19 protein-coding genes are annotated in these 22,028 nt (G+C 55.4%); 7 read left to right on the forward strand and 12 right to left on the reverse strand.

The window, feature by feature from the left end; translation table 11 throughout:
• The first annotated feature begins 24 nt into the window (after positions 1-24).
• Complete coding sequence (locus tag MY55_RS00670) at positions 25-1,605, forward strand: nuclease-related domain-containing DEAD/DEAH box helicase (protein WP_208856008.1); 1,581 nt, start codon at positions 25-27, stop codon at positions 1,603-1,605.
• Here MY55_RS00670 and MY55_RS00675 read toward each other — a convergent pair.
• From MY55_RS00675 to MY55_RS00705, 4 genes are all read right to left on the reverse strand, one after another.
• Positions 1,583-3,298, reverse strand: coding sequence for a hypothetical protein (locus tag MY55_RS00675; RefSeq protein ID WP_172670422.1), 1,716 nt, complete (start codon positions 3,296-3,298; stop codon positions 1,583-1,585). The genes MY55_RS00670 and MY55_RS00675 overlap by 23 nt on opposite strands.
• Positions 3,295-6,384: a helicase C-terminal domain-containing protein gene (locus tag MY55_RS00685; RefSeq protein WP_047237905.1), complete on the reverse strand. Its 3,090-nt coding sequence runs from the start codon at positions 6,382-6,384 to the stop codon at positions 3,295-3,297. The genes MY55_RS00675 and MY55_RS00685 overlap by 4 nt, the downstream gene beginning before the upstream one ends.
• 152 nt (positions 6,385-6,536) lie before the next feature.
• Entirely contained in the window at positions 6,537-8,243 is a 1,707-nt protein-coding gene (locus MY55_RS22400) for a DNA cytosine methyltransferase (RefSeq protein ID WP_081284601.1), read from the reverse strand.
• A gap of 499 nt (positions 8,244-8,742) precedes the next feature.
• Complete coding sequence (locus MY55_RS00705; protein ID WP_244270641.1) at positions 8,743-9,408, reverse strand: NUDIX hydrolase; 666 nt, start codon at positions 9,406-9,408, stop codon at positions 8,743-8,745.
• 155 nt (positions 9,409-9,563) lie between these two features.
• Here MY55_RS00705 and prs point away from each other — a divergent pair, with 155 nt between their 5' ends.
• The 5 genes from prs (at position 9,564) to MY55_RS23975 (ending at position 16,112) form a co-directional block, all read left to right on the forward strand.
• Positions 9,564-10,373: a ribose-phosphate diphosphokinase gene (gene prs / locus MY55_RS00710; RefSeq protein ID WP_052941696.1), complete on the forward strand. Its 810-nt coding sequence runs from the start codon at positions 9,564-9,566 to the stop codon at positions 10,371-10,373.
• Between the two features lie 21 nt (positions 10,374-10,394).
• Positions 10,395-12,080: a nicotinate phosphoribosyltransferase gene (locus MY55_RS00715; protein WP_047237901.1), complete on the forward strand. Its 1,686-nt coding sequence runs from the start codon at positions 10,395-10,397 to the stop codon at positions 12,078-12,080.
• Between the two features lie 594 nt (positions 12,081-12,674).
• Entirely contained in the window at positions 12,675-15,383 is a 2,709-nt protein-coding gene (locus MY55_RS00720) for an AAA domain-containing protein (protein ID WP_047258229.1), read from the forward strand.
• 179 nt (positions 15,384-15,562) lie between these two features.
• Positions 15,563-15,916, forward strand: coding sequence for a CPCC family cysteine-rich protein (locus MY55_RS24565; protein ID WP_076097972.1), 354 nt, complete (start codon positions 15,563-15,565; stop codon positions 15,914-15,916).
• A complete protein-coding gene (locus tag MY55_RS23975; RefSeq protein WP_167595283.1) occupies positions 15,831-16,112 on the forward strand; it encodes a hypothetical protein in 282 nt (93 codons plus the stop codon). Before MY55_RS24565 ends, MY55_RS23975 begins: the two co-directional genes overlap by 86 nt.
• Before the next feature lie 54 nt (positions 16,113-16,166).
• Here MY55_RS23975 and MY55_RS00725 read toward each other — a convergent pair whose 3' ends face one another.
• The 7 genes from MY55_RS00725 to MY55_RS00745 form a co-directional block, all read right to left on the reverse strand.
• Positions 16,167-17,507, reverse strand: coding sequence for an ATP-binding protein (locus MY55_RS00725; protein ID WP_047258230.1), 1,341 nt, complete (start codon positions 17,505-17,507; stop codon positions 16,167-16,169).
• Positions 17,483-18,148 (reverse strand): response regulator transcription factor, encoded by a 666-nt coding sequence (locus tag MY55_RS00730; RefSeq protein ID WP_043574668.1) that lies wholly within the window; start codon positions 18,146-18,148, stop codon positions 17,483-17,485. Before MY55_RS00730 ends, MY55_RS00725 begins: the two co-directional genes overlap by 25 nt.
• Positions 18,149-18,264: 116 nt before the next feature.
• A complete protein-coding gene (locus tag MY55_RS23215; protein ID WP_152680437.1) occupies positions 18,265-18,501 on the reverse strand; it encodes a hypothetical protein in 237 nt (78 codons plus the stop codon).
• 63 nt (positions 18,502-18,564) lie between these two features.
• A complete protein-coding gene (locus MY55_RS23220; protein ID WP_146008351.1) occupies positions 18,565-18,783 on the reverse strand; it encodes a hypothetical protein in 219 nt (72 codons plus the stop codon).
• A gap of 109 nt (positions 18,784-18,892) precedes the next feature.
• Positions 18,893-19,489 carry an undecaprenyl-diphosphatase gene (locus MY55_RS00735; RefSeq protein ID WP_043574666.1) on the reverse strand — a complete coding sequence of 199 codons (597 nt, stop codon included), beginning with the start codon at positions 19,487-19,489 and terminating at the stop codon, positions 18,893-18,895.
• Positions 19,490-19,505: 16 nt separating this feature from the next.
• A complete protein-coding gene (locus MY55_RS00740; RefSeq protein ID WP_047238004.1) occupies positions 19,506-20,042 on the reverse strand; it encodes a cytochrome b in 537 nt (178 codons plus the stop codon).
• Positions 20,043-20,056: 14 nt separating this feature from the next.
• Positions 20,057-20,515: a cytochrome b562 gene (locus MY55_RS00745; protein ID WP_080509345.1), complete on the reverse strand. Its 459-nt coding sequence runs from the start codon at positions 20,513-20,515 to the stop codon at positions 20,057-20,059.
• A 357-nt stretch (positions 20,516-20,872) separates the two neighbouring features.
• Here MY55_RS00745 and MY55_RS00750 point away from each other — a divergent pair, with 357 nt between their 5' ends.
• Entirely contained in the window at positions 20,873-21,349 is a 477-nt protein-coding gene (locus MY55_RS00750; protein WP_043574819.1) for a BON domain-containing protein, read from the forward strand.
• A gap of 73 nt (positions 21,350-21,422) precedes the next feature.
• Here MY55_RS00750 and MY55_RS00755 read toward each other — a convergent pair whose 3' ends face one another.
• Positions 21,423-21,914, reverse strand: coding sequence for an Lrp/AsnC family transcriptional regulator (locus tag MY55_RS00755; RefSeq protein WP_043574659.1), 492 nt, complete (start codon positions 21,912-21,914; stop codon positions 21,423-21,425).
• Positions 21,915-22,028 lie beyond the last annotated feature (114 nt).

A 22,028-nucleotide genomic window follows, 5' to 3' on the forward strand; every position in this document is an offset into this window, starting at 1 on the left:
ACATACATAGGATTAGGGGCAGATATGCCTATTGAGGACTCCGAACGACGGGTAGCTAATGCCCTGAAGCGTCTGCCAGATGGCTGGAGGATTCTTCACCATGTGAGCTGGCAGTCTAAGCGCGGTGGACGACAGGGGGACGGGGAAGCCGATTTTATCGTCCTCCACCCTAACAAAGGCATGCTCGTCATTGAAGTAAAGGGTGGTGGCATCGATATCGAGGCCGGTCGATGGTTTACAACTGATCGGTACGGCAAACGCCACTCAATCAAGAATCCCTATGAGCAGGCTATTATCTCAAAGCACGCTCTAGTTGGCTGGCTGCGCGAGCATGGACTGGGAGCAAGGGTACGTGTTGGCCACGCCGTGGCCTTCCCGCATATGGATAGCCTTCCATTTTCGGGGCCTGCGGCCACCGCTGAGATCAGTCTAGCCAAGCCGCAACTAGAGAATATCTGCTCTGCAATCACGAATTGTTTCGAGCACTGGGAACTTGAAGCGGGGATCTCGCAAGAGGAAGCTGACAAGCTTGTCGCATTGCTTGCGCCGACCGTTTCCATGCTCCCAAAGCTTTCAAGCCAAAGCTCTGAGGCCGAAACCGAAATCCTTATGTTTACCACAGAACAGATTGAGGCATTCTCGGGCTTACGGGCTAGCCGTGGAGGTTTAATCTTAGGTGGAGCCGGGACAGGCAAAACAGTTCTCGCAATCGCGCGGGCCCAACAGCTTGCAAGAGACGGCTTTCGCACTCTCTTGGTTTGTTACAATGAATTATTAGGTCGGGATTTGTTGGCACGCACGGAGAATCTTCCAAACCTTACCGCGTGCACATACCATTCACTATGCCTTCGAGAAGCTCACCGAGCAGCACTCGACATACCAGGACACAAACCTTCACATTGGTGGGAAAAAGAGGCCCCCAACCTGTTAATTGAAGCTTGTGCAATTAATGGGACGTTGTACGATGCAGTGATTATCGATGAGGGACAGGATTTCTCACCACTCTGGTTTAATTCACTTCGCTGTTTAGTATCCACTCACCCTGACGCGCCTTTCTTCACGTTTGCGGACCCCCTGCAAGATATGTGGAAACGGGATTGGCTCCGAGACATGGATTATTCCTTTGCCTGGGAGTTAACGCGAAACATGAGGAATACCCAGCCGATAGCAACTTGTGTTGTGGCCACCCTGAATATGGAATGCAGAGGCAGGGGAATCCCTGGGCCAAAACCAACCTGGAAGATTTCAGAGGGAGTACCGAGTGAAAAGGACGTGATATCTGCGGTTGAAGGTCTTCTTGAAGAGGGTTTCGGGCCATCTAACCTAGTCGTGCTTTGCGGATCAGCGGGCCTAATTACACGACTACACGAGCGTTCAGTTGGCCCTTATTCCTTTGGTAAGTGGGGAAGTCGCGGAATTGCTACCGAAACAATTGCCCGCTTTAAAGGTTTAGAAGCACAGGCGATCATCCTAGCACTCCCCTCGATCACCACAGCCAATGATCGAATCGAAGCCTATGTTGGTATGAGCCGTGCACGTTCAATGCTTGTTGTCATTGGACGAGACTCTGATCGCCGCCTACTTAATTGGCCTGAGCCGCTGTAGTTACATCGAAATACCCATCGCCTCCGGCGAGGGCTCTGCGTGTAAGCGCCGCATTGAACATCTGGCATGAGGGTTCGCCAAGATGCAGGCATACCGCACAGGCAGCACCGTTATCCTCACAGCCGGGGTCTAACGCACAGCGATGCTCATCGTCGACTAATCCATCAAGGAGTATATGAAGCTCCGATTCCAAAAGAGCCTGCAACCCGCCAAGCACAAAACTACCTCGAGCCGCTGCGTAGACAAAGAACGAGAATGCCGTCGGCAAAATTAGTTCAGACAAGCCATTTCGATCAATTCCGGAGTACACTGCTGCACGCTTGATAAAGGCATGCGAGAACGAATGGACAAGTTCGGTCACCCTGCGAGTCACCTCGTTTGGCCGGTCCATGGGAGACATAGCCGATAGAATGGCCTCAGCGGCCCCCCTTTTATCGGTTGCAGGTCCTACTGCCTGCCCCACCCTTACCAACCACCTATGGAGCATCATTGGGTCGAGACGTATCAAAAGTGCTTCAGTCTGTGCTAGTTCACCATAAATGCTATAGTCCCCATTCTTGTCACGATAAGTACGAAGACGGCTTTTCCCTGGCTCGGAGCCCCCCCGGGTGTAACCAAATTGAGCCGTCAGTACAGGAAAACGATCGATAAGTTCGACTCGCTCCACACCCGCGCGTGCCAGGGCTAGAGGATAGTCATCCTTATACAACTGTCTGGTCACAAATCCTTCTGACTGGGCGAGCAAATCAGACAGCGTTATACGACTCTCAAACGTGGCCAATGCTATCTGCTTTGCCTGTCTTTCAGCATCTGTCCGTAATTGTGGATCAATTGCCATTGGCGAACGGGTATTTCCTTGTCCCGCCGGAGGCATTGCAGCAATCATGGCGTCGATGGTCGCAGTATCGAATCCCCGTCCCTCAAGCAGTTTCTTAATTGATTCTGAATTGCGAGCGGGTGCAGAGTCAGTGACACGCTTCCCTGCCATTCCATCGAGAATCCATTCGAGGGCACGTTCGCCACCACCAGCCTGCTCGATAGTGTTTAGAATTTCTCGCCGAGGAGGGTTGATCATGCTGATGCCGCGAGGCTTGAAAACCGTTCCGGAGCGATGGACAGTAAAGGCCAATGTTCCACCTTGATCACAGTCGCAAGCAGCACCAAACCCCCGCTGAATGATATCGTTGCATTCTGGACAGTAGAAAATTAATTCTGCAGCCGATGCGGTGCCTGGGAAGCGGACAGCCCGCTGCCCATGTGTACGGCACTTTTTTACGTATGGGGTCTTGATGGATCCGCAGGCATCATGGTATCCAACAAAAGGAAGCTGACCTCTACGCCGGCGAGAACCACATTCACAAAGCCCCAGAGGTTCATCATGAAGCCGCTTACATATTTGGCAAAGGTATAGACGGGGAAATGGCTCACACCATATCCCCTCCTCACGGTTCAATGATCTCACCCTGACAGTACGTTGGGCATAGAGATCATCAACAAGACCACCGTCGCATTTTTCCTCCTTCCATGGATATGCTGCACGAATGATCTCTTCACGTAATGCAGCAACATCTATTGCAGACTCAGTCTTGGGGTCGTTCCAGCGTTTAACTTTCCAAATACCACCATCTGCATCTATGGTTTGTTCGGGAAGATGACCAAACAGGATTTGCGACCCACTCCTCTTTTCCTTCATCGCGTACTATCCCCTTTAATTGGCACTTGCTCTTCAACGTCCCGTAGTGAGGTCATTGCATTCCCAGTTGGGCAAAGGTCTGAAAGAAATTTTGAGTCACTTGGTGGTTCGCGCAGATTCCGAGAAAAATCGGTGAACCATTGACTTAGCTGCTTACGCATGAACTCATCCTCATCCGCAAGCCCCAAATCCTCTGCAATCGACTGTTCATCATTGGCAAGGACGCCCTGATTCGCAGATACAAAGGCATTCAGGGATCTGATCGTCGTGATAGGGGCTGCTGAGGAAGGCTCATGGATCATGGAAATCCTCGCAAGCTCAAGGCCAGAGATTGTACGCTCCAAAACACGGCGGCTTTTCCTGGTGATAGGAATTGGTTCAACGAATCGATCACCATGAGTAACGAATTCTGGAAATGCACGATAAACACTTGCATCTCGTTCACGTGTCATCTTTGGGATGACAAGTACTAGTGACGGCCAGAAGCGTCCTACGCGTGCCGTAGCCTGAATAAATTCAGCAACCCCAAGTGGAAAGGCTAACATAATCATGATGTTCAGTCGGTCAATATCCACACCATGGGACATCATGGATGATGCCGCGATAATATGAAGGCGTTTATCAAATTCAGGCTCTGGCGACTCTAAGCGATCTAAAGTCTGCCGCACTTCTTCGAAATTCGTACGACCAGTAAGGGTCGCCACATTTGGTGGGGGTACAAGCTCAGCATACTGAGTCTCTGACGAACGCACCACGGCATCGATGTCCTGCAGCGTGTTTCCATAGACAACATTGGTGCCATACAAATCCACCAGTAACGATGCATAAGATGGATCGATATTAAGTTCGCTACAAATTTTACCAGGAGTGTTAAGGAGACTACGTATTGCGTTCTGGAGCGTTACAATCAGCTTATCAACAACGAATTCGACTGTGAGTCGGCGCGGCGCCAGCGCTACATAGCGACGCATCAACTTATCTGAATCAGTGGCCCAGAATCCCTGTCCATCCACAGGCGGGGGCAATGGGAAAACGCGAGCCTTACGCCTATAAAGTACATCCACCTGCTTTTTGTACCCCGTAAGCGTCGCAGAGGAAGCCAGAATTTTTGGTTTGCTGCCAGCGATCCTTTCCTGAATTCCGTCCATAGCGCATTCGTAGTGCGCGTCTACAGCACCGAGACTATCTCGCAGGAGATGGAGTTCGTCCTGAAGCCGGAACATTGCAGGGTATAGCTCCTCTGCCATAGGGAGCCCCTCAGGAGCCCCCCCTCGACAATCCGGAACTAAACAACCATTGGGAAAATCACTTCTAGTAGCATATGTGTAGCCGTGCCCAGGCTTAGTACATTTCCCCTTTGGGCTGCCAAGCAGACCACGCATGCCTGTTTGCCTAGCGATATTCGCAGCCTTATCAAGCGTGCCAATCACAACGGTTGGCAAAAACCGCCAAATCTCATCATCAACAACATAAATTGGCAGCGGCCCTCCCTGACTCGGGCAATCACCGTTTGAACACAGATGATTCAGGCGCCAATACACGCGATCGAATGAGGTAGATACATCACGCTCACGACAGAATGGGCATCGATCAAGCAGCTTGAATGGATTTGTTCGCTCTTCGATTTTGTCGACGTCCTCATTCGCCTTATCGCTCTCTTTCTTTATGCGATTAGGAGTTGACGAGCCGCCGACCAGGAACCCCAGCGAGAACTGATCACCTTCAATTTTTGCTTCGCGGCGAATCAGTTCGGCCGCCGCCAGCGCGTTTGCAAAGCGCTGCGTCTGCTGAAGCGAAAGCATCCGAAGTGGGAAACGTGACCACGCGGTAACACCGGATATCTTTCCGCGCATACGGTCAAGGAAGGCCGCAGTGAGAATAAGCCCGAGATAAGTCTCAGTCTTTCCACCACCTGTCGCGAACCATACGATATCGACAATATCACTCTCAGATTCATGATTAACGAGGCATTCGAGGTTTGCGAGGAGAAACGCAAATTGAAAAGGGCGCCACTTTTTGTACCGACCTCTCGCCGATATCGTCATTGAACGATTCATCCGCTGGAATGCCAGCCGAAGATTCGGGTTGGTAGCAAGAAGCTCGGCACCACGCTTTATGCGTCTCAACTCGTCCTGGAATTCCTGCCGTGCAGCAGCTGCTTCTTCTCGCATGCCTGCCGACCAACTTTCATCTTTGGCACGCTGCGCCAGAGTCTCCTCAGACCAGACATCAGAGGCCCAAAGCTCAAATATGCCAACCAAATCTGTCGCACTTGCACACGGATCATGTGCAAGCCCATCAAAACTAACATCTACCTTCTTCTCAGACGATGCCGAAAAATTTGGGCGAAATCTTGTTGCGTTGGGTCCGTCACTAGTGCGGTATGCTTCACCATCGATCTCAACACCACAGTTAATACCATAGGCTGGCACTTTCCGATTGAATCTAAAGCTGTCAGGAAGGCTTTCGAGATCGAAAGGAACGCATTTTAATCCCGTTACCGACAATGAGGCTTCGAAGAATCGACCATCCGCCAGATCGACATCTTCACGGCTCGTATTCACGAACGTAACCTCGATTGCCCGGGAGCTTGCCGTTCGCCCTGTTAAGCGCACCCGTACTTCAGCTGAGAGATTATTCGCATTCCAAGTGCTAAAAGCCTCACTGAAAGCGACTTCACCAAATATTTGGTCTCCGGTACGCTCTTCTACAGTTACTGGCACTTGAACTTCAATATATGGCGTCTTGTCGTAAGCCCAACGTAACCCTTTCTCTTCTGTCGAACGACGGCGGAGCCAAAGGGAAAATCGGACGGTAACCAGGAATGCCCATGGACCACTCTCTGCAGGGCGAAGGCGCAAGCCGATAGCGCAGGGTTCAAGACGGTCCCCCCGTAAATCAGGGCGTGTTACGAAGTCCTTAGGACCTAGTCGTCCCAACCAGTAGCGGCCAGTTGGGTCAACCGGAGAAGTAGTCTCGTCATCACCACGCGCCTCAATGAGAACACGTTTTTGCAACCAGTTAACAAACCGCTCGGCTGCTTGATACTTGCTCTCATCCGTCTGCATCGGACCAATGAATTCCATTTCCATTCTTCCTGCCGCTAGTGTTCCATCATTGGGATCACCGCTCTTCAAGCCATCGCAGAGGAAGGCGCAGCGGTCGCAAAATTACCCAAATATCATTTTATAGCACAAATTTACAATCCCTCAACATCAGCAAGGCAAAACTTCCCCGGCTACCGTTTATGGAAACAAGAGCGCCCACTCTCGCGCAGCTCAACCCACCACTTGTTTTTTTGTGCTCTCGGCACCATATCGACGTGACCTGACAACTCCATGTTGGCCAACGATCCAATCAGAAGACCAGCCAAGATCAAGGGTGCGTTCCGTGCCAGCTTTGCTAAACCAGGAAGGCCACCCGCAGCCTGACCATACTCGGCCATAATCGCATCGCTAACCAACACCTGCGCAAGGAGTTCGTCTCCACCCAACAGCTTAACCATATCCGTACCGGACTCATCGAGTCTATCTAGCAGCATGAATGGGGTCGTACATCCGACCCCCTTATGGCTCCATATGCGCTGCATATGAGCAACGTCTGCATTGCGGATGAAATTCAATAGCGATGCAAGCTTTTCCTCGACCTTGGACCTAAGCGTTTTCGGCAATTTACCAATGAGGAATGTGTGTAGCGTATTGTCGAGTCGCAAAGACTGAATAGACTTCGAAGTGCCAAAATAGAAATCAACTTTCCACACCGGCTGGCTGCCCTCGAACGTGTTGATCATTTCGAAGCGAACACCGCTCTTTAGTCGAAGACTAGGGATCGCAAATCGGAATTTCCGCTTCTCAGGATACTTGACCCCTGACCTATCTGGCTTTGCATCTACGGGCAGGGGGATTGGGCATTCCAAGCCAGTAGCAGCATCTGACAGCTTCGTAAGCTTATCAGCACTTACATTCTTGAGTGCCTGCGCAAGATAAAAAGTGAAGACAGGCGGAATAGCATTGCCCACCATCTGTTGGCGCTGTCCATAAGTCTCCCCATAAAATTGAAATGTGACAGGAAACCCCTGTAGACATGCACGCTCCCTGATGGTCAACCGGCGATATGCACCAGCTCTGTTGGGATCCTCAATGACAATGCTCTCCCGGGAAACACGTGTGCATGTGGCGGTGATCGTGCGTACCGGTCGGTCTAGCCGATCTGGAAAAGACATGCAGTTGTACACTGGGTGAGTCACCTTTGCTGCCTTGTTTATGCGCACTTCCTCAGCACTCAACACCTCTTCTGCAACATGGTCACGGAGATGCTGCCTGTTGAGCTGCAGACCATAAACAGGATCGACGATCGAATCGGAAGCCAGTGCCCTGATGACTTGCCCAAACGTCTTTTTCGGTACTTCTGGCACATATGATGACAACAGATTGAAATCGAAATTGCCCGCAATGCAGCGCAAGCGCTTCTGAGGAACGCCGAAATCCGCCATATTGATTGTGTGCGGAACAATATTTAGATGCTTGAAGCGGTGAAGACGTCCCTTAGGTAGGAGCTCAGTTTCGATAATCTTGGCAACACGGGGCACGTTCTCCATTGCCCACATCTTAGGCTTCACATGATCAACGATTTCGAGGAACTTGATGATATCCTGAAGACCATCCTCAATGTCGCCATTGCCACCACGATTGGAAAAAGAGAATTGAGTGCAAGGAGGACTACCGACGACAATGTCAATATTCTTAGGCAGCTCATTGAGGTCGAGACGCCGGATATCGACAGTCTGGGCCTGATGCCGGTTATTCTTGAAATTTGTCTCGTTAGCGACACCCCTGCGCTCATATGATGCAACTATCTCGATGCCGGCTAGTCTCAATCCAAGCGCCCATCCACCGACACCCGAATATAAGTCTATTGCTCGCAAATTTTTCGTCTTCTTGTTCATACGAGCCCCTCTTGGCATCTCATTCGTCTTTTCATGATGCGATTTAACCTGAATCCAGTTGCACGATCAAGATCCGCAGCAACCGACTCCCCAAGTAGGCATCACACGACAGCACATCACCGCCCCACGTGAGAGTGAGGTTAGGCTGATCTACCCACTGATCTGCTCCCCAAACAACCCAACCGTTTCAGCAAACCTCGCGACAGCATGACGCGTACCGCCAGATGAAGGGTGCTTTCAACGGAAAAATCCTGTTCAAAGCACCCATTTCAGGATTCGGGACACCTTGACCAACAGATTTTTTCAACAACTACGCAGAAAAGTTGGTTTTTTTCAGGAACTCTGCACCTGATCAGTCTTGCTACGCTGACAAGAAAGTGCAAAAAGCCTTATCTGGCAAGGAAGGCTTTTTTCACTAACTTTGCTTCCCTACAGGTGTAGGCATTCCTGCCTTATGCAAAATCTAGAAAACGGAGGCGATTCAGAAAGCACTTCCGGACTACCACCAAGCCCGCCGGAACAGGCTCAGCTGATTCACCCTGAACAAGCGAGCAGGCCGTTGGCTCCCGCCCAAGAAATCCTCCGTAGCCACCAGTATGTTTGCGTCATCGGCAGCTTCACCGGCCTGCACCTCGCCAACCCTGATCCCCAGCCGGGAACGGAAGGTGCCGCGTGATACGGTTTCGCCGAAAATCTGCTCATATACACGCTGCAGTTGAGTCAGCGTAAATGTCTCTGGCAGCAGCCAGCACGGTAGCGTGGAGTAGCTGGCCTTGTTGCGCACCCTCTGCACTGCCTCAGCCACCTGCTGCGCGTGGTCGAATGCCAAATCGGGGAGCTGGTCCACCTCATAGAAGTGGAACACTCCCTCTCCTGCCGATTGCAGCTCCTCTACCGGCATCAGCGCCACATAGGAAATGGCGACGGACCAGCCGCGAGGATCGCGGTCCCGCCCCGCAAAGGTGCGCAGCTGTTCCAGATAACGGGGACTGAGCCCCGTTTTCTGCCGCAGCGTGCGAATAGCCGCCTCTTCAAGAGTGAGGTCCTCATCCACATGGATATACCCTCCCGGCAGCGCCAGACGATCCTGAAATGGCGCACTGTTCCGACGGTGCAAGGCGACCTGCAGTTTGTTGTCGAACAGGGTAAGCAGCACGATATCCACGCTGACATCGGGTTTCTGATATGGAGCCATAGCGGCATATGTCCCTGCTTGTTGCGGCAGTGCCAAAATTCTTTCACACATAGTTGCTATTTTCAACTAAGAAGAAGTACACTGCAACCTAGTTAGTCGATAAAAACAACTAAGTGGAGCGTGAAGTGAAAATATTCAAGATTGCAAACGGCAGTCACAGGCTGCCGGTATCGCTGCAAAGCCTGGTCTTTCCCGGAGGCGAAGTACACGTCACGGTCGAAACCGATGTCCCCGGCGAAGCCTTGCTGATTGATGCCCACCTCCCGGATTCGGCAGCCATCATGACCCTGCTGCTAGTAACCGACGCGTTGCACCACGCTTATCCCGGCACGCCGATCACCCTGCGTCTGCCCTATGTGCCCTATGCGCGCCAGGACCGGGTGGCCAATCCGGGCGAAGCGCTCAGCGCCAAAGTGTTTTGTCAGCTGATCAATAGCCAGCAATACCAGCGCGTAGTGATTCAAGACCCGCACAGCGATGTGGTGTCGGCGCTGCTGGACCGCGTCGAAATCGAAGATCCTCTGCCCGCGCTGCGTGAGGTCATCCAGCAAATCGGCCCTGTCGCCCTGGTGGCGCCCGATGCCGGCGCGCGCAAGCGTGTGCTGAAGCTGGCCAAATCATTGGCGCTGGACGTGGTCTTCGCCGACAAAATCCGCGATACCCGCACCGGCGCCATCACCGGCACCCAAATCGCCTCCCCGCTGCCTGATCTCCCCCTACTGGTGGTGGACGATATCTGCGATGGAGGCCGCACCTTCACCGAGTTGGCCGCGGCCCTGGCCACGCAACAGCAAACGCAGAACCAAGACCATCCGCTTTATCTCTTTGTGACGCACGGCATTTTCAGCAAGGGCCTGGAGCCTCTGCTGTCCTGCTACCACGGCATCTTCACGCGCAACAACTGGACCCAAGACAACCGCTGCCAGCTGGTTTGAAACCTGATATTGGAAACTGAGATGAACACAAACACCCCTATCGCTGAAAAAAACGCCCTGGTTCCATTCAATCTTGCCGACTTCTACAAAACCGGCCACCCCGCCATGTACCCGCAAGAAACCACCAAGCTAGTGGCCAATTTCACGCCGCGCTCCGCCAAGTACGCGCCGGTGCTGCCGGAACTGTTCGACAACAAAGTGGTGTGGTTCGGCCTGCAGGGTTTTATCAAGGAATACCTGCAAGAGCTGTTTCAGAAGGAGTTTTTCGCCAAACCCAAAACTGCCGCCGTACGAAAGTTTCAGCGCCGCATGGATACGGCCCTAGGCCCTGAGGCGGTGCCCGTCAACCGGCTGGAAGCCTTGCATGACTTAGGCTATCTGCCGCTGGAAATCCGCTCTTTGCCGGAGGGTGTTCGCGTAGACATCAAGGTGCCCCCTATTGTCTTCATCAACACTCACCCCAGCTTTCCCTGGGTAGCCACGTATTTCGAAACCTTGTTCAGCTGCGAATCGTGGAAGCCCTCCACTGTCGCCACCATCGCTTTCGAATTCCGCAAACTGTTGAGCTATTTCGCCAAACTGACCGGCGCGCCGCAAGAATTTGTCGACTGGCAAGGACACGACTTTTCCATGCGCGGCATGAGCGGCGTGCACGACGCCATGCGCAGCGGCGCCGGCCACTTGCTGTCCTTCACCGGAACAGACACCATTCCGGCCATCGACTATCTGGAAGACTTCTACGGCGCCAATGCCGATCAAGAGCTGGTTGGCGGCTCCATCCCGGCATCGGAGCACAGCGTGATGGCGCTGCGCATCCTGCTGACCCAGCAGCGGCTGGCTCGCGATCCGGCACATGCCCACCTGGACGCCAAATCCTTGCGCCGCCTGGCGGAACGCGAGGTGATTCGCGAGTTCGTGACCCAGGACTATCCTGTCGGCATGGTCTCCTTAGTCAGCGACACCTTCGATTTCTGGAATGTCATCACCGTCATCGCCAAGGAACTGAAATCCGACATTTTGGCTCGACAAGCCAACGCGCTGGGCATGTGCAAAGTGGTGTTCCGACCCGACTCCGGCGACCCGGTACGCATCCTGACCGGTTATGCCGACGATGAGGTTCGAGCAGATGCCGAAGCTGGCGGGTATGAGGTGATCGCCACTGGACAACGCATTACCGATGCGGAACGCAAGGGCGCAGTGGAATGCCTGTGGGACATTTACGGCGGCACGGTCACCGAACGCGGCTACAAGGTGCTGGATTCGCATGTCGGACTGATCTATGGCGACTCCATTACCCTGCAGCGCGGCCGCGACATCATGCTGCGCCTGGCGGACAAAGGCTTCGCCTCTTGCAATGTCGTCTTCGGCATCGGCTCTTTCACCTACAACATGCTGTCCCGCGATACTTTTGGCTACGCGATGAAGGCCATCTATGCCGAAGTAGACGGCGAGTGCGTGGACATTTACAAAGACCCGGCTACAGACGATGGCACCAAGAAGTCGGCCAAGGGCCTGCTGCGGGTAGAGCAAGAAGGAAACCAGTATGTCCTCTACGAACAGCAAACCTTGGAGCAATTTGATAGTGGCGCGCTGCAAACGGTATTCCGCGATGGCGAGTTGCTGATCACACAGTCGCTGGCGGACATCCGAGCTAGACTCCAAGCTTCGTGGACTTGCCCCGAACCGGGTGCCATCGCTTGGGGCTAACAACACATGGATTCGCTCGTGGCGAATATATTACGTATTTTCCAGGATCTTCGCGGAAAAGTAGGATTTTTCCACTAAATCTGCACACGAACCTCTGCCACAAGTGTTCATGCAAGTGAAAAAAGCCTTACCAGACAAGGAAGGCTTTTTTCACTAACTTTGCTTCCCTACAGTTTTCAGAGTTAGTAAAAACTCTGTGCGCATAATTGAAAAAACACCGACTCGGGGGCGTAGCCATTGATGGTTACGCCCTTGCCTATCCCTATCTCAACGCCCCCTCTCAGCCCCTTCCAATCACCATTAATTTTGAAATTGAATCGCCTTCTGCCTGTCTAGATATGAGTCAACCGAAATAAACCTAGCGAATTTTCGTCAGCTAGCGGACTACACCAAACAGGCATGGAGCCAACCTTCCCCAGCCAACAAGAAGCCCACCAAAGCAATCCTGCAACACTTATTGCATCCTGCCGACAACAAATCCATGTCGTCTGAATTTAAATGGTGGCATGATAGCGCCCTTATAAAGAAATCACGACATTCGATGCTTGGCGCGAAGACGCATTCGGATGCCGCTCGTGGACGAATAAGGGACGTATGGTTTCTATCCATGTAGATGGCGAAGACAAGACCGCTCAAATCAGCGACTGGACAATTGCCTGGAGTAAAAAAGACGAAGCTCTGAAGTTGACCTGCCATTTTCCATCCAAGAAAACCTACACGCGCCCGCTCAGCGATTGCCGCATAGTGCCTACCCGGGAGCTGGGCGAGATGCTGCTGAAGAAGCGCAACAGTAGCGTCGTCAAGCCTATAGAAAAAGCGATGGTCTACGGCGAGCGCTATGCCCTTGTCTACTATCCGGGCACAGCCAAGCCCTATCTGCACAAGTTGGACAGCATCAGCTTCGTCGCACAGACCGCGCTGAAGGAAAGCTCGGTCTTTCGCTACTTTGCAAACGTTGCGCATGCCCGGCGGGACCGCGCCAGCTCATCGGACCAACAAACCATCGCAGCCAATGTCATTCGCCAACTGGAAAAACTCCCTTCCTGCGCCGATACCGCTTTGCACGCCTATTGCACGGGTCAGAACGGAAGGCAAGCGCCGGGAGAAGCACTGATCTATCCGTTTGGTGTCAATGAAAGCCAGCTGGCGGCTGTTGAGCAGGCCTTCAGCGCGCAAATCAGTGTGATTGAGGGTCCACCGGGCACCGGCAAGACACAAACCATCCTCAACATTCTGGCCAATATCCTGCTGCGTGGGAAAACAGTTGCAGTGCTGTCCAACAACAATGCGGCGGTGGAAAACGTCTACGACAAGCTGGAAAGGTTTAGCCTTGACCACCTGGTCGCCAAGCTCGGCAGCCAGGAGAATCGGGACAACTTCTTCGCCAACCAGCCTCCCTGGCCATCAGCTGAACCCGAAGCTGCACCGGAAATGGCCGAGATCCAGGAGATGCTGGCGCGGTTGAAACAGCACCTGCACGATCACAACCGAGCGGCCCAGCTACAGGCGGAAATCGACGAGCTGAACATCGAGCGGCGCTATCTGCAACACTGGCAGAAAGACAGCGGAGTATACGTATCCGTTCCCCTGGACAAATACGGCTTGTCCCCGCGCAAAACGGCGGACCTGATGGCTTATCTATCCCATCTTGGCGAACAGCGCGTCCGGCTCAGAGACCGCTTTGAATTGCTATTCAACTTCAAGATTTTCCGTACCAAGCCTTTCGCCCAGCTCGATGATCGCCTGTCCTTCTTCCATGCCCTGCAGATGCATTACTACGACAAGGCGCTAAAAGACAAGGAAGCGGCTCTGCAGACTTGTCGCGAATCGCTGGCGCGCGGGAATTTCACTGCCCTGTTGCAAGAATTGACGATAAGTTCAATGCACTATCTGAAGCAACATCTGCATACTCAAGATCGAGGATCAGATACCTTCGACGCAAAAACATACCGCAATCATTTCGATGACTTCGTGAAGCGCTTTCCAATTGTCGGCAGCAGCACGCACTCCATCGTCAACTCAATCGCGCCAGGAACGATCCTCGATTACGTGATCATCGACGAGGCCTCTCAGCAGGACATCGTGCCTGGCATTCTGGCGCTGGGTTGTGCAAAGAACCTGATCATCGTCGGCGACAGTCGACAGCTGGCGCACATTCCCGTGAAGCTGGACCTGCCGGCCCCCGCCGACGCCTATGATTGCGAGCGATACAGCCTGCTGGACTCCTGCATCGCCGTGTTCAAGGATGCCGTACCCAGGACTTTGCTAAAAGAGCACTACCGCTGCCATCCCAGGATCATCCAGTTCTGCAACTGGCAATTCTATGGCAATGAGTTGATCCCAATGACCCAGGACAAGGGCGAGGCACCCCTGCGGCTGGTGCTGACCGCCAAGGGCAACCACACCCGGGAAAACACCAATCAGCGAGAACTGGACTCCTTGCTCAAGGTGTTGGACGGCAAAGGCGAGTCCATCGAATGGGACCAGGACGGCCGCGGTTTCATTTCCCCCTTCAGAGCACAGGTCAAGCTCTCCAGTACCTGCCTGCCCGGGGATTTCGTCAAAGATACCGTTCACAAATTCCAGGGTAGGGAGTGTGACGAAATCGTCTTCTCCACCGTGCTGGACAAGAAGCGCCACAATCAGGAACGACTGGATTTTGTCGATGATCCGCGCATGGTCAATGTGGCGGTGTCGCGGGCCAAGAGCCGATTCACCCTGGTGACCGGCGATGAGGTTTTTACCGCAAACAACGGCCATATCGCGGCCTTGATTCGCTATGTGGAGTATTACGCGGAGGACGGACAAATTGCGCGGGCCCCGGTGGTATCAGCGTTTGATCTGCTGTACCGGGAATTTGACCAGTCACTGGCACGACTCCAGACCAGGCTACGCCCCGAAGACTCGCGCTTCCAATCCGAGCAAATCGTGGCGCAACTGTTGCGTGAAGCTCTGTCCAAGGAGCCATACCGGACATTGACATGCCACGCCCAGATCCGGCTGAACCAGGTCGCCTCTTCACTCAATCCGGCTTTAACGGAGCGCGAGCTGGCGTTCATGCGCAACCGCGCCAGCTGTGATTTCGTAGTGTATTTCAAAGTGGGCAAAACCCCGCTGGGGGTGATTGAAGTGGATGGCGGCTCTCACGACCGGCCTGAGCAGGCAATGCGCGATGCCTTGAAGAACAGCATCCTGACGAAGAGCAATATTCCCATCCTGCGCCTGCGCACCGTAGAAAGCCACATCGAAGAAAAGATTGATAGCTTTCTCGCTCAATGGGCGAGTGCTACAACAAATGACTGAAGTAACAAACGGGCAGCCACGATAACGTGACGGCCCATTCCGATCCATCTGGAAACAGTCGATTGGACACAACCGGTCGATGGCACCCATCGGCCAGAACCTGGCCTCCTACAACCTCCACTGCCCGCAGCGGGAAATCGGCCCCTCTAGTTTGTTGTTAAGATTTTATTGGATGTTGAATGTTCACTTGCCCATGCTGTGGCTACGAGGTTTTCGCAGGGCCACCTGGTTCCTACGATATTTGTCCCATCTGTTTTTGGGAGAATGATGTCTTTCAGCTTTACTATCCAAGCCAATCAGGCGGCCCAAATAAATGCTCTCTAATTGAATCGCAAGTAAACTTCATTCAGTTCGGTGCCTGTGACCACAGTATGAAAAAAAATGTACGCATAGCGACGAAAGCAGACAGCAGAGACCTATTGTGGTTTCCACTTTGGGTTAGGAGAGTTGAGCTACCAAACCATGAGTCAGATATGTCACACCCACAGCATGAAAAGTCAGTTGCTAAGCTTTGCTATTGGCTGCGCGCCTAACATTTTATTCGAACTGGATGGACTAACGCTCGCCGGCTTATCCAAAAATTTTTGCAGTCACGATGCTCCGCAGTCCTTGCTCAGCATGGCCGCGCAAATGCAAAGAGCCTTGAGTGGCAAGGCTCTTTTTTCACTGATTTTGCCGCCCTACAGTGGCGTCGGCACTAGGGTAAACACCACCCCCGCCAAACGCTGACCGGGCTTGGCGGATGCGGGGAATATCAAGCCGCGCCGCCGGCCTCCGGCTCAGTCAATCAGCCCGCAATTTCACCACCACTTTCAAACCCAACCGTTCAGCCTCTTCGCTCCAGTTGAGGGCGATGCTGCCGCCCAGCCTGCCAGCCACCTCGCGCGCGATAGCCAAGCCCAGCCCGGACCCCTGCTGCTCAGTCCCCAGCATTCGGTAAAACGGATCGAATACCCGTTCGCGCTCGGGCTCCGGAATGCCGGGGCCATTGTCGGCCACCACCAAAAAAACGCCATCGGGCAGGACGCCGGCGGATAAATCCACCTTGCCGCCAGATGGCGTATAGCGGATGGCGTTGTCCACCAAGTTTTTCACCACCGTGGCCAGGTCCAGTTCGGAAGCCTTCACCGCGACATCCGTCCCATCCTCCACCCCGATATCAATGCCCTTGGCTTCCGCCAAGGGCATCAAGTCCTCCAACACGCTGCGAAACACCGCCTGGATGGACACCGGCGCAGCCATGCCGGCTTGCGGAGCGGCCGTAGTCTGCACCCGCGCCATTGTCAGCAGCTGGTTCAACAAGCGGCGGCTGCGCTCAATGCCGCAACGCAAAGTCGCCATGCGTTCCCGGGCATTGTCCGGCAGATCTATCGCGGCCAAGCGCTCCGCCTGCAAGGACAAGGCGGTCATCGGCGAACGCAGCTCGTGCGCGGCATCGGCCAGAAAGCGCCGCTGACTGTCCACGCTCTGCGACACTCGGTCCAGCAGGCGATTGATCGCCACCGCGAAGGGACGGATTTCCAATGGCAAACGCTCCTCCTCGACGGAGTGCAACTCCGTTACCTGGCGCAGATCGATTTCCCGAGATAATTCCGTTATGGGCCGCAACATGTTTTTGATCAGGCGCGCGACCAGCCAGATCATGAAGGGCAGCAACAAAAAAGGCGGCAAGGCGGTACGCATCGCCACGTCCGCCGCGATGTCGTCTCGAATATGCCGCTCCTGCGCCACCGCCACGCGAACCCCGTTGAATAGCGTTTTCACCAGCACGCGATAAGGCTCGCCGTTCAATTGCAAGGTCTGCAATCCATTCGGCAGATCGGCTGGGAGCGGCAGCCGGCCCGGCACGGCTTGATGCGCGGCTAAAAATTGAATCAGCACCCTAGACTCGTTTTCCAACACCACCGGGTGCATGGCCGTGGTCTCGATAGGCGGCACCCGCTCTTGGTCCAGCAGCCATGCCGCCTGATTCAGCATGCCGTCCTGCATGTCGTTGGCTTCTTTGAAAGCCGACCAATAAGACACGCCGCCCACCGCCAGCGTCAACAGCAGGATCATTGCGATCAGTGAAACCAGCAGCCGCAGCTGCAGCGAATCTCTCAGGCGCTTTTGGACACCATCCATCCCATTCCCCTGACATTCTTGATCACGGCGCTGCCCAGCTTGCGGCGCAGGGAATGAATCAGAAACTCCACCGCATTGCTTTCCACCTCTTCGCCCCAGCCATAGATGCGCTCTTCCAATTCTCCGCGCGACAGAATGGCGCCAGGCCGCGCCAACAACGCCTGCAACAGCGAAAATTCTCGATTGGACAGCAAAACGGGATCGGCGCCGGCGGCGCTTGCCTCGCGAGTGGCCGGGTCCAGCGTTACCACGCCGTTCCCCAGACAGGCGGCCGCGTGGCCGCTTTTTCTTCTGGCCACCGCGCGCATCCGCGCCAGCAGCTCAGCCATGTCGAAGGGCTTGAGCAAGTAATCGTCCGCGCCGCCATCCAAGCCTTTCAGTCTGTCGTCCAGGCTGTCGCGGGCACTGACGATCAGCACGGGGACCGGATTGCCGCCTCGGCGCACGGCAGCCAGCACATCCATGCCATCTCGGCCAGGCAGACCCAGATCCAGCAATAACAAGTCATAAACATGATTTTCCAAAGCCAACAGCGCGCGCTTGCCGTCCCGCACCCAGTCCGCCGCGTAGCTGGCGTCCCGCAATGCCGACACGACAGCCTCGCCCACCATGGGATCGTCTTCTATCAACAAAACCCTCATGCGTCCCCTTTCGACAGTTGCGCGGCGCCCCAGCTTGCACATTGATTTCACAGCAGGCCGCTGGATTCTTTCAGCATATAGCGTCATTGCGCCATCGCATAAACGGGATCCGGGATTCAGCGCTTGCGCGTTCTGCCACGCTCAGTCTCCCGGCGCGGCACATGCCCTTTTCTCCACCGCTGCGCAATCCACGCCGCGCAGCCGGAACAGGCAACCGCCAGCGACAACAGAAACAAGGGTAAAAAAATAAGATGCGCCCCATGGCCGCGCCAAGCGCATCGCGCGAACAGAAGCAAAAACGGAGGATGCGCTTCAAACAGCGCCAGTGCGTGCGACAAGAACATGTCGATCATTCGCAAGCAGCGCAGGCGGGGCGGCGGACGATGACGACACCTCCGCGCCCGCCGAGCCGGCGATCAGCTTTGTCCGCTCGCCGCCTCTTGCGCGGCTTGGGCGGCGGACTCGGCGGCTTCTTCCTGTTGTTTGGCGCGGCCCGCGCTGCTGATGCGGACCTGATCCTGCGCCGGCGCGCCATTGGCAGCGGCAGGCTGATAGGCCGCGGCTGCGTTTGCGCCGCGGAACGTCACGGGAGACAAAGCTTGCGGCCCCGTTGCCGCGATGGGAGCGATAGACATGGTTTTCTCCATTTAAACTGCATCGTTCTGCCGGACCAGCCGGCCCAAGCCGTTGGGGCTGTTTTCAGATTAGCCACGCAGACTTAGCGGCGGCTTAGTTGGCCAAAGATTATTTAACACTCCCGGAATGGGAGGAAAAATAGCTGGACAGCTGACGCTCCATCGCCAATGCCGCGCAATAAACAGGCGGCAAATACCGCCAGGCCAATCGATACGCAACCCAGGCGCTGAACCAGGCCACCGCCGCCGCGCCCAGCATATCGAGCGGAAAGTGCACGCCCAGATAGATTCTGGCCCAAGCCATAGGCAAGCCGGCCGCCAGCAAACCGTATCCGCAGTTTCGCATCGCCCTCCCCAACCAGAAGCTGGCGGCGACGGACCACCACAAGGTCAGATGGTCGCTCGGGAACGAGGCATCGGCGGCATGATTGAGAAAGCAATGTCCCAGCCCCAGCATGAAAGGCCGAGGCTGCGGCCACAGCCAGGCGATCAGCTGATTAAGCCCCAGCGCCGACAAGGCCGCCGCCAGGGCCTCCAAAGCCGCCTTGCGCTGCCGGGCCCCTCCCCAGAGCCAACAGCCGGCCAACAGCAGCGGCATCAGCGCAATCAAGTATTCGCCTAAAAATTTGGCCAGCGCCAACAAGCAACCAGATGGCAAAGCCGGCGCGTTGAGCCATTCAAAAAGCGTGTAATTGACATCATCCATGACAACGCGTTCCGCTTCAGCGTTTCACGCCGCGCATGGGCAGCATCCGCGCCTGCCCCAAGCCGGGATGGCTGATGCGATGCCACAGCGCCGCCGCGACATGCAGCCCGATCAACAAAGCAAACAAGGCGGCCAAGCTTTCGTGCATGCCGCCGAACCAGTGCGACAGAGTGCGGTTTGTCGCCGCCAGCGCCGGCAAATCCAAGCCGGGGAACAACGTCACGGCGTGACCCGCAGCATTGGTTTTCAGCCACCCCAAGAGCGGCACTCCCAGCATGCACAGATACAGCAAGCCATGCGCCCACTTTTCCGCCAGATACGGCCAGGAGCCGGGCGGATTGAGCGAGGCCGGCAAGCGCTTGCGCAAGCGCATCTTGTTCGCGGCCCGCGCCAACGCCAGCAATAAAATCCAGGCCCCGATCAATTTATGCGCGGCCAGCAGCGACTCTTCGTCATCGAGCAAGTAACCGAGCGCGAAATTTAAAAACACCAGCAAGGCCAATAACCAGTGCAACAAGCTGACGGAAAGCGGATAGCGAGCATTGTCCGACATGATGTCCCCCCGTTTCAGTTGAGCAAATGGTGATAGCGCTTCTTGGTCTGATTGGCGGCTTGCAGCGATTGCTTCGCCGCCGCAAGGTTGCCCGCTCGGGCGAACTGTTCCGCCTTGTTCAAATCGACGCTCAAAGTGCGCATGCCCTCCCGATAATCGGTTGGATTATCGGGATAAGGCAGTTTCGCGGCGCGGTCCACATCCAGGCGCAAGCGCTGCAGACAATTGGAAAACTCGTTGACGTCGGCGCTGCCCATCGCGCCGTTCATCGCGGTTTTCATATCCTTCATCAAGCTTTTCAGCTCGCCAGCCTGCGCCGGCACAGTCAGCGCCAACATCAGAACCGCCGCGCCTGCCGCCTGAGCCCACCGCCCTGGCATATCCAGTGAAAACATATCGCTCCCCTCCTGACGACGATCGCAAAGACATCGGCCGCGCCTGCGCGGCAGCGGCCAAACTCTGCTCCGAAGCATAACCAGAGCGGCTTAGAAGAAACTTAGCGTCATAAACACAATGCGCCACGGCGCGGACAAGGGGCTTTGGCAGCCGCGCTCAAGGGGAAAGCAGCCATCTTGCATCTATCCCAAAAGACAACTCAGACGACCTACCGCCAGCAGGCGAAAGCGGCCGCGGCTCCGCCCTCCCACGCGCGATCATGCGCGGGACAAGGAAGCGGCCCGGCGCTAACCAGGCTATGCTTTCCACTGACACGGCTGAAATCCGGTACTTTGGCATTGCGCCCCATGATGTTTCTCGCCAGGAATGCTAACAAAAGCGGCAAAAGCCCCAGGAGCTTTTTCGCTGACGCCGCTTCTCTACGCGCCCTCGTTTTGGGCCTGGCCGGCGGCCTGCTTGCGGCGACCTCCGCCGCTCTCGCCTCGCCGCCGCTGAAAAACTGGTTCGACGACCCCTTCTTCCAGGCGCGCGGCCGGATAGCCGCTTGCCCGCTGCCGCAGGGCCCGTTCGCCACCGAGGCGGAAATGAAACAGCAAGCGCATTCGCGCATCGAGCGCGGCACCAGCTGCTGGCTGGCCAAACAATGCGCCAAGCCCAACGCCTACATGTACGACGCCGACATCGCCGCCGATTTGCGGCGCCGTTTTTCTCAAAGCCGCCGTTTCGCCGACGCCAGCCTATGGCTCACCGTGCAGCGCCGCTTCGTCTACGTGGAAGGCTGCGCCCGCGCGCGCCGCGCGGTGGCCGGGATAGAGTCTTTCATCAAGCGCACCCCCAATGTGCAGCTGGTGATCGCCAACATCCGCGTCGGCGCGGAAAAGCCAGGCTACGCGGTGATGCCCGCGCCTTAGGCGCAAGCTTAAAACAGGCCAGGCTAACGCCCGCCAGTCACGGCCCTGCCGCCCGGCGCATGGCCCAATGCCCTCATCCGCGCCGATCCGCCGCTACCGGCAGCCGGCCCGACATTTTCACCTCGCGCAGCGACAAGCTGGAGCGGATCGACGATACCCCGGGCAGCTCGCGCAGCACGTCGCGCACGAAAACGCCGAACGCTTCCAGATCCTCGGCGACCACCTGCAGCAGGTAATCGCACTCGCCGGTCAGGTTGTGGCAGGACAACACCTCCGGAATCGCCTGCAGTTGCGCCTCGAAACGCAGCGGCGCATCGCCGGTATGGCTGCCGAAACCGACCTGCACGAAGGCGAGCACCCCGTAGCCCAGCTTCTTGCGGTTCAGCACCGCCTGATAGCCCTCGATATAGCCGTCGGCCTCCAGCCGCTTCAGCCGGCGCCAGCACGGCGTTTCGCTCAACGCCACTTGCTCGGCCAGCTTCGCATTGGACAGCCTGCCGTCCCGCTGCAGCAGCGCCATCATGGCGCGATCCACATCATCAAGCTCTGATTTTGGAAGATTCATTTACATAAAACCAAAATTTAGAAAGAGTCTTTCTAAATTTAGCGTGACAGCGCAAGGGAAAGCAAAGCAATTTCAGCATGCCGCGGGCAAACTAAGCCTATCGCCATTGATGCC

The organism is Chromobacterium subtsugae, from assembly GCF_001676875.1.
GTDB classification, from domain to species: domain Bacteria; phylum Pseudomonadota; class Gammaproteobacteria; order Burkholderiales; family Chromobacteriaceae; genus Chromobacterium; species Chromobacterium subtsugae.

What these genes read in the sequence shown, in the direction of transcription:
- MY55_RS00720 (WP_047258229.1), top strand. Translation starts at nt 12,675, where the DNA reads ATGGTTTCTATCCATGTAGATGGCGAAGACAAGACCGCTCAAATCAGC.
- MY55_RS00725 (WP_047258230.1), bottom strand. Translation starts at nt 17,507, where the DNA reads ATGGATGGTGTCCAAAAGCGCCTGAGAGATTCGCTGCAGCTGCGGCTG.
- MY55_RS00715 (WP_047237901.1), top strand. Translation starts at nt 10,395, where the DNA reads ATGAACACAAACACCCCTATCGCTGAAAAAAACGCCCTGGTTCCATTC.
- MY55_RS00730 (WP_043574668.1), bottom strand. Translation starts at nt 18,148, where the DNA reads ATGAGGGTTTTGTTGATAGAAGACGATCCCATGGTGGGCGAGGCTGTC.
- MY55_RS00685 (WP_047237905.1), bottom strand. Translation starts at nt 6,384, where the DNA reads ATGGAATTCATTGGTCCGATGCAGACGGATGAGAGCAAGTATCAAGCA.
- MY55_RS00740 (WP_047238004.1), bottom strand. Translation starts at nt 20,042, where the DNA reads ATGTCGGACAATGCTCGCTATCCGCTTTCCGTCAGCTTGTTGCACTGG.
- MY55_RS00745 (WP_080509345.1), bottom strand. Translation starts at nt 20,515, where the DNA reads ATGCTTCGGAGCAGAGTTTGGCCGCTGCCGCGCAGGCGCGGCCGATGT.
- MY55_RS23220 (WP_146008351.1), bottom strand. Translation starts at nt 18,783, where the DNA reads ATGTCTATCGCTCCCATCGCGGCAACGGGGCCGCAAGCTTTGTCTCCC.
- MY55_RS00755 (WP_043574659.1), bottom strand. Translation starts at nt 21,914, where the DNA reads ATGAATCTTCCAAAATCAGAGCTTGATGATGTGGATCGCGCCATGATG.
- MY55_RS00735 (WP_043574666.1), bottom strand. Translation starts at nt 19,489, where the DNA reads ATGGATGATGTCAATTACACGCTTTTTGAATGGCTCAACGCGCCGGCT.
- MY55_RS22400 (WP_081284601.1), bottom strand. Translation starts at nt 8,243, where the DNA reads ATGAACAAGAAGACGAAAAATTTGCGAGCAATAGACTTATATTCGGGT.
- MY55_RS23215 (WP_152680437.1), bottom strand. Translation starts at nt 18,501, where the DNA reads ATGATCGACATGTTCTTGTCGCACGCACTGGCGCTGTTTGAAGCGCAT.
- MY55_RS00670 (WP_208856008.1), top strand. Translation starts at nt 25, where the DNA reads ATGCCTATTGAGGACTCCGAACGACGGGTAGCTAATGCCCTGAAGCGT.
- MY55_RS00675 (WP_172670422.1), bottom strand. Translation starts at nt 3,298, where the DNA reads ATGAAGGAAAAGAGGAGTGGGTCGCAAATCCTGTTTGGTCATCTTCCC.
- MY55_RS24565 (WP_076097972.1), top strand. Translation starts at nt 15,563, where the DNA reads ATGTTCACTTGCCCATGCTGTGGCTACGAGGTTTTCGCAGGGCCACCT.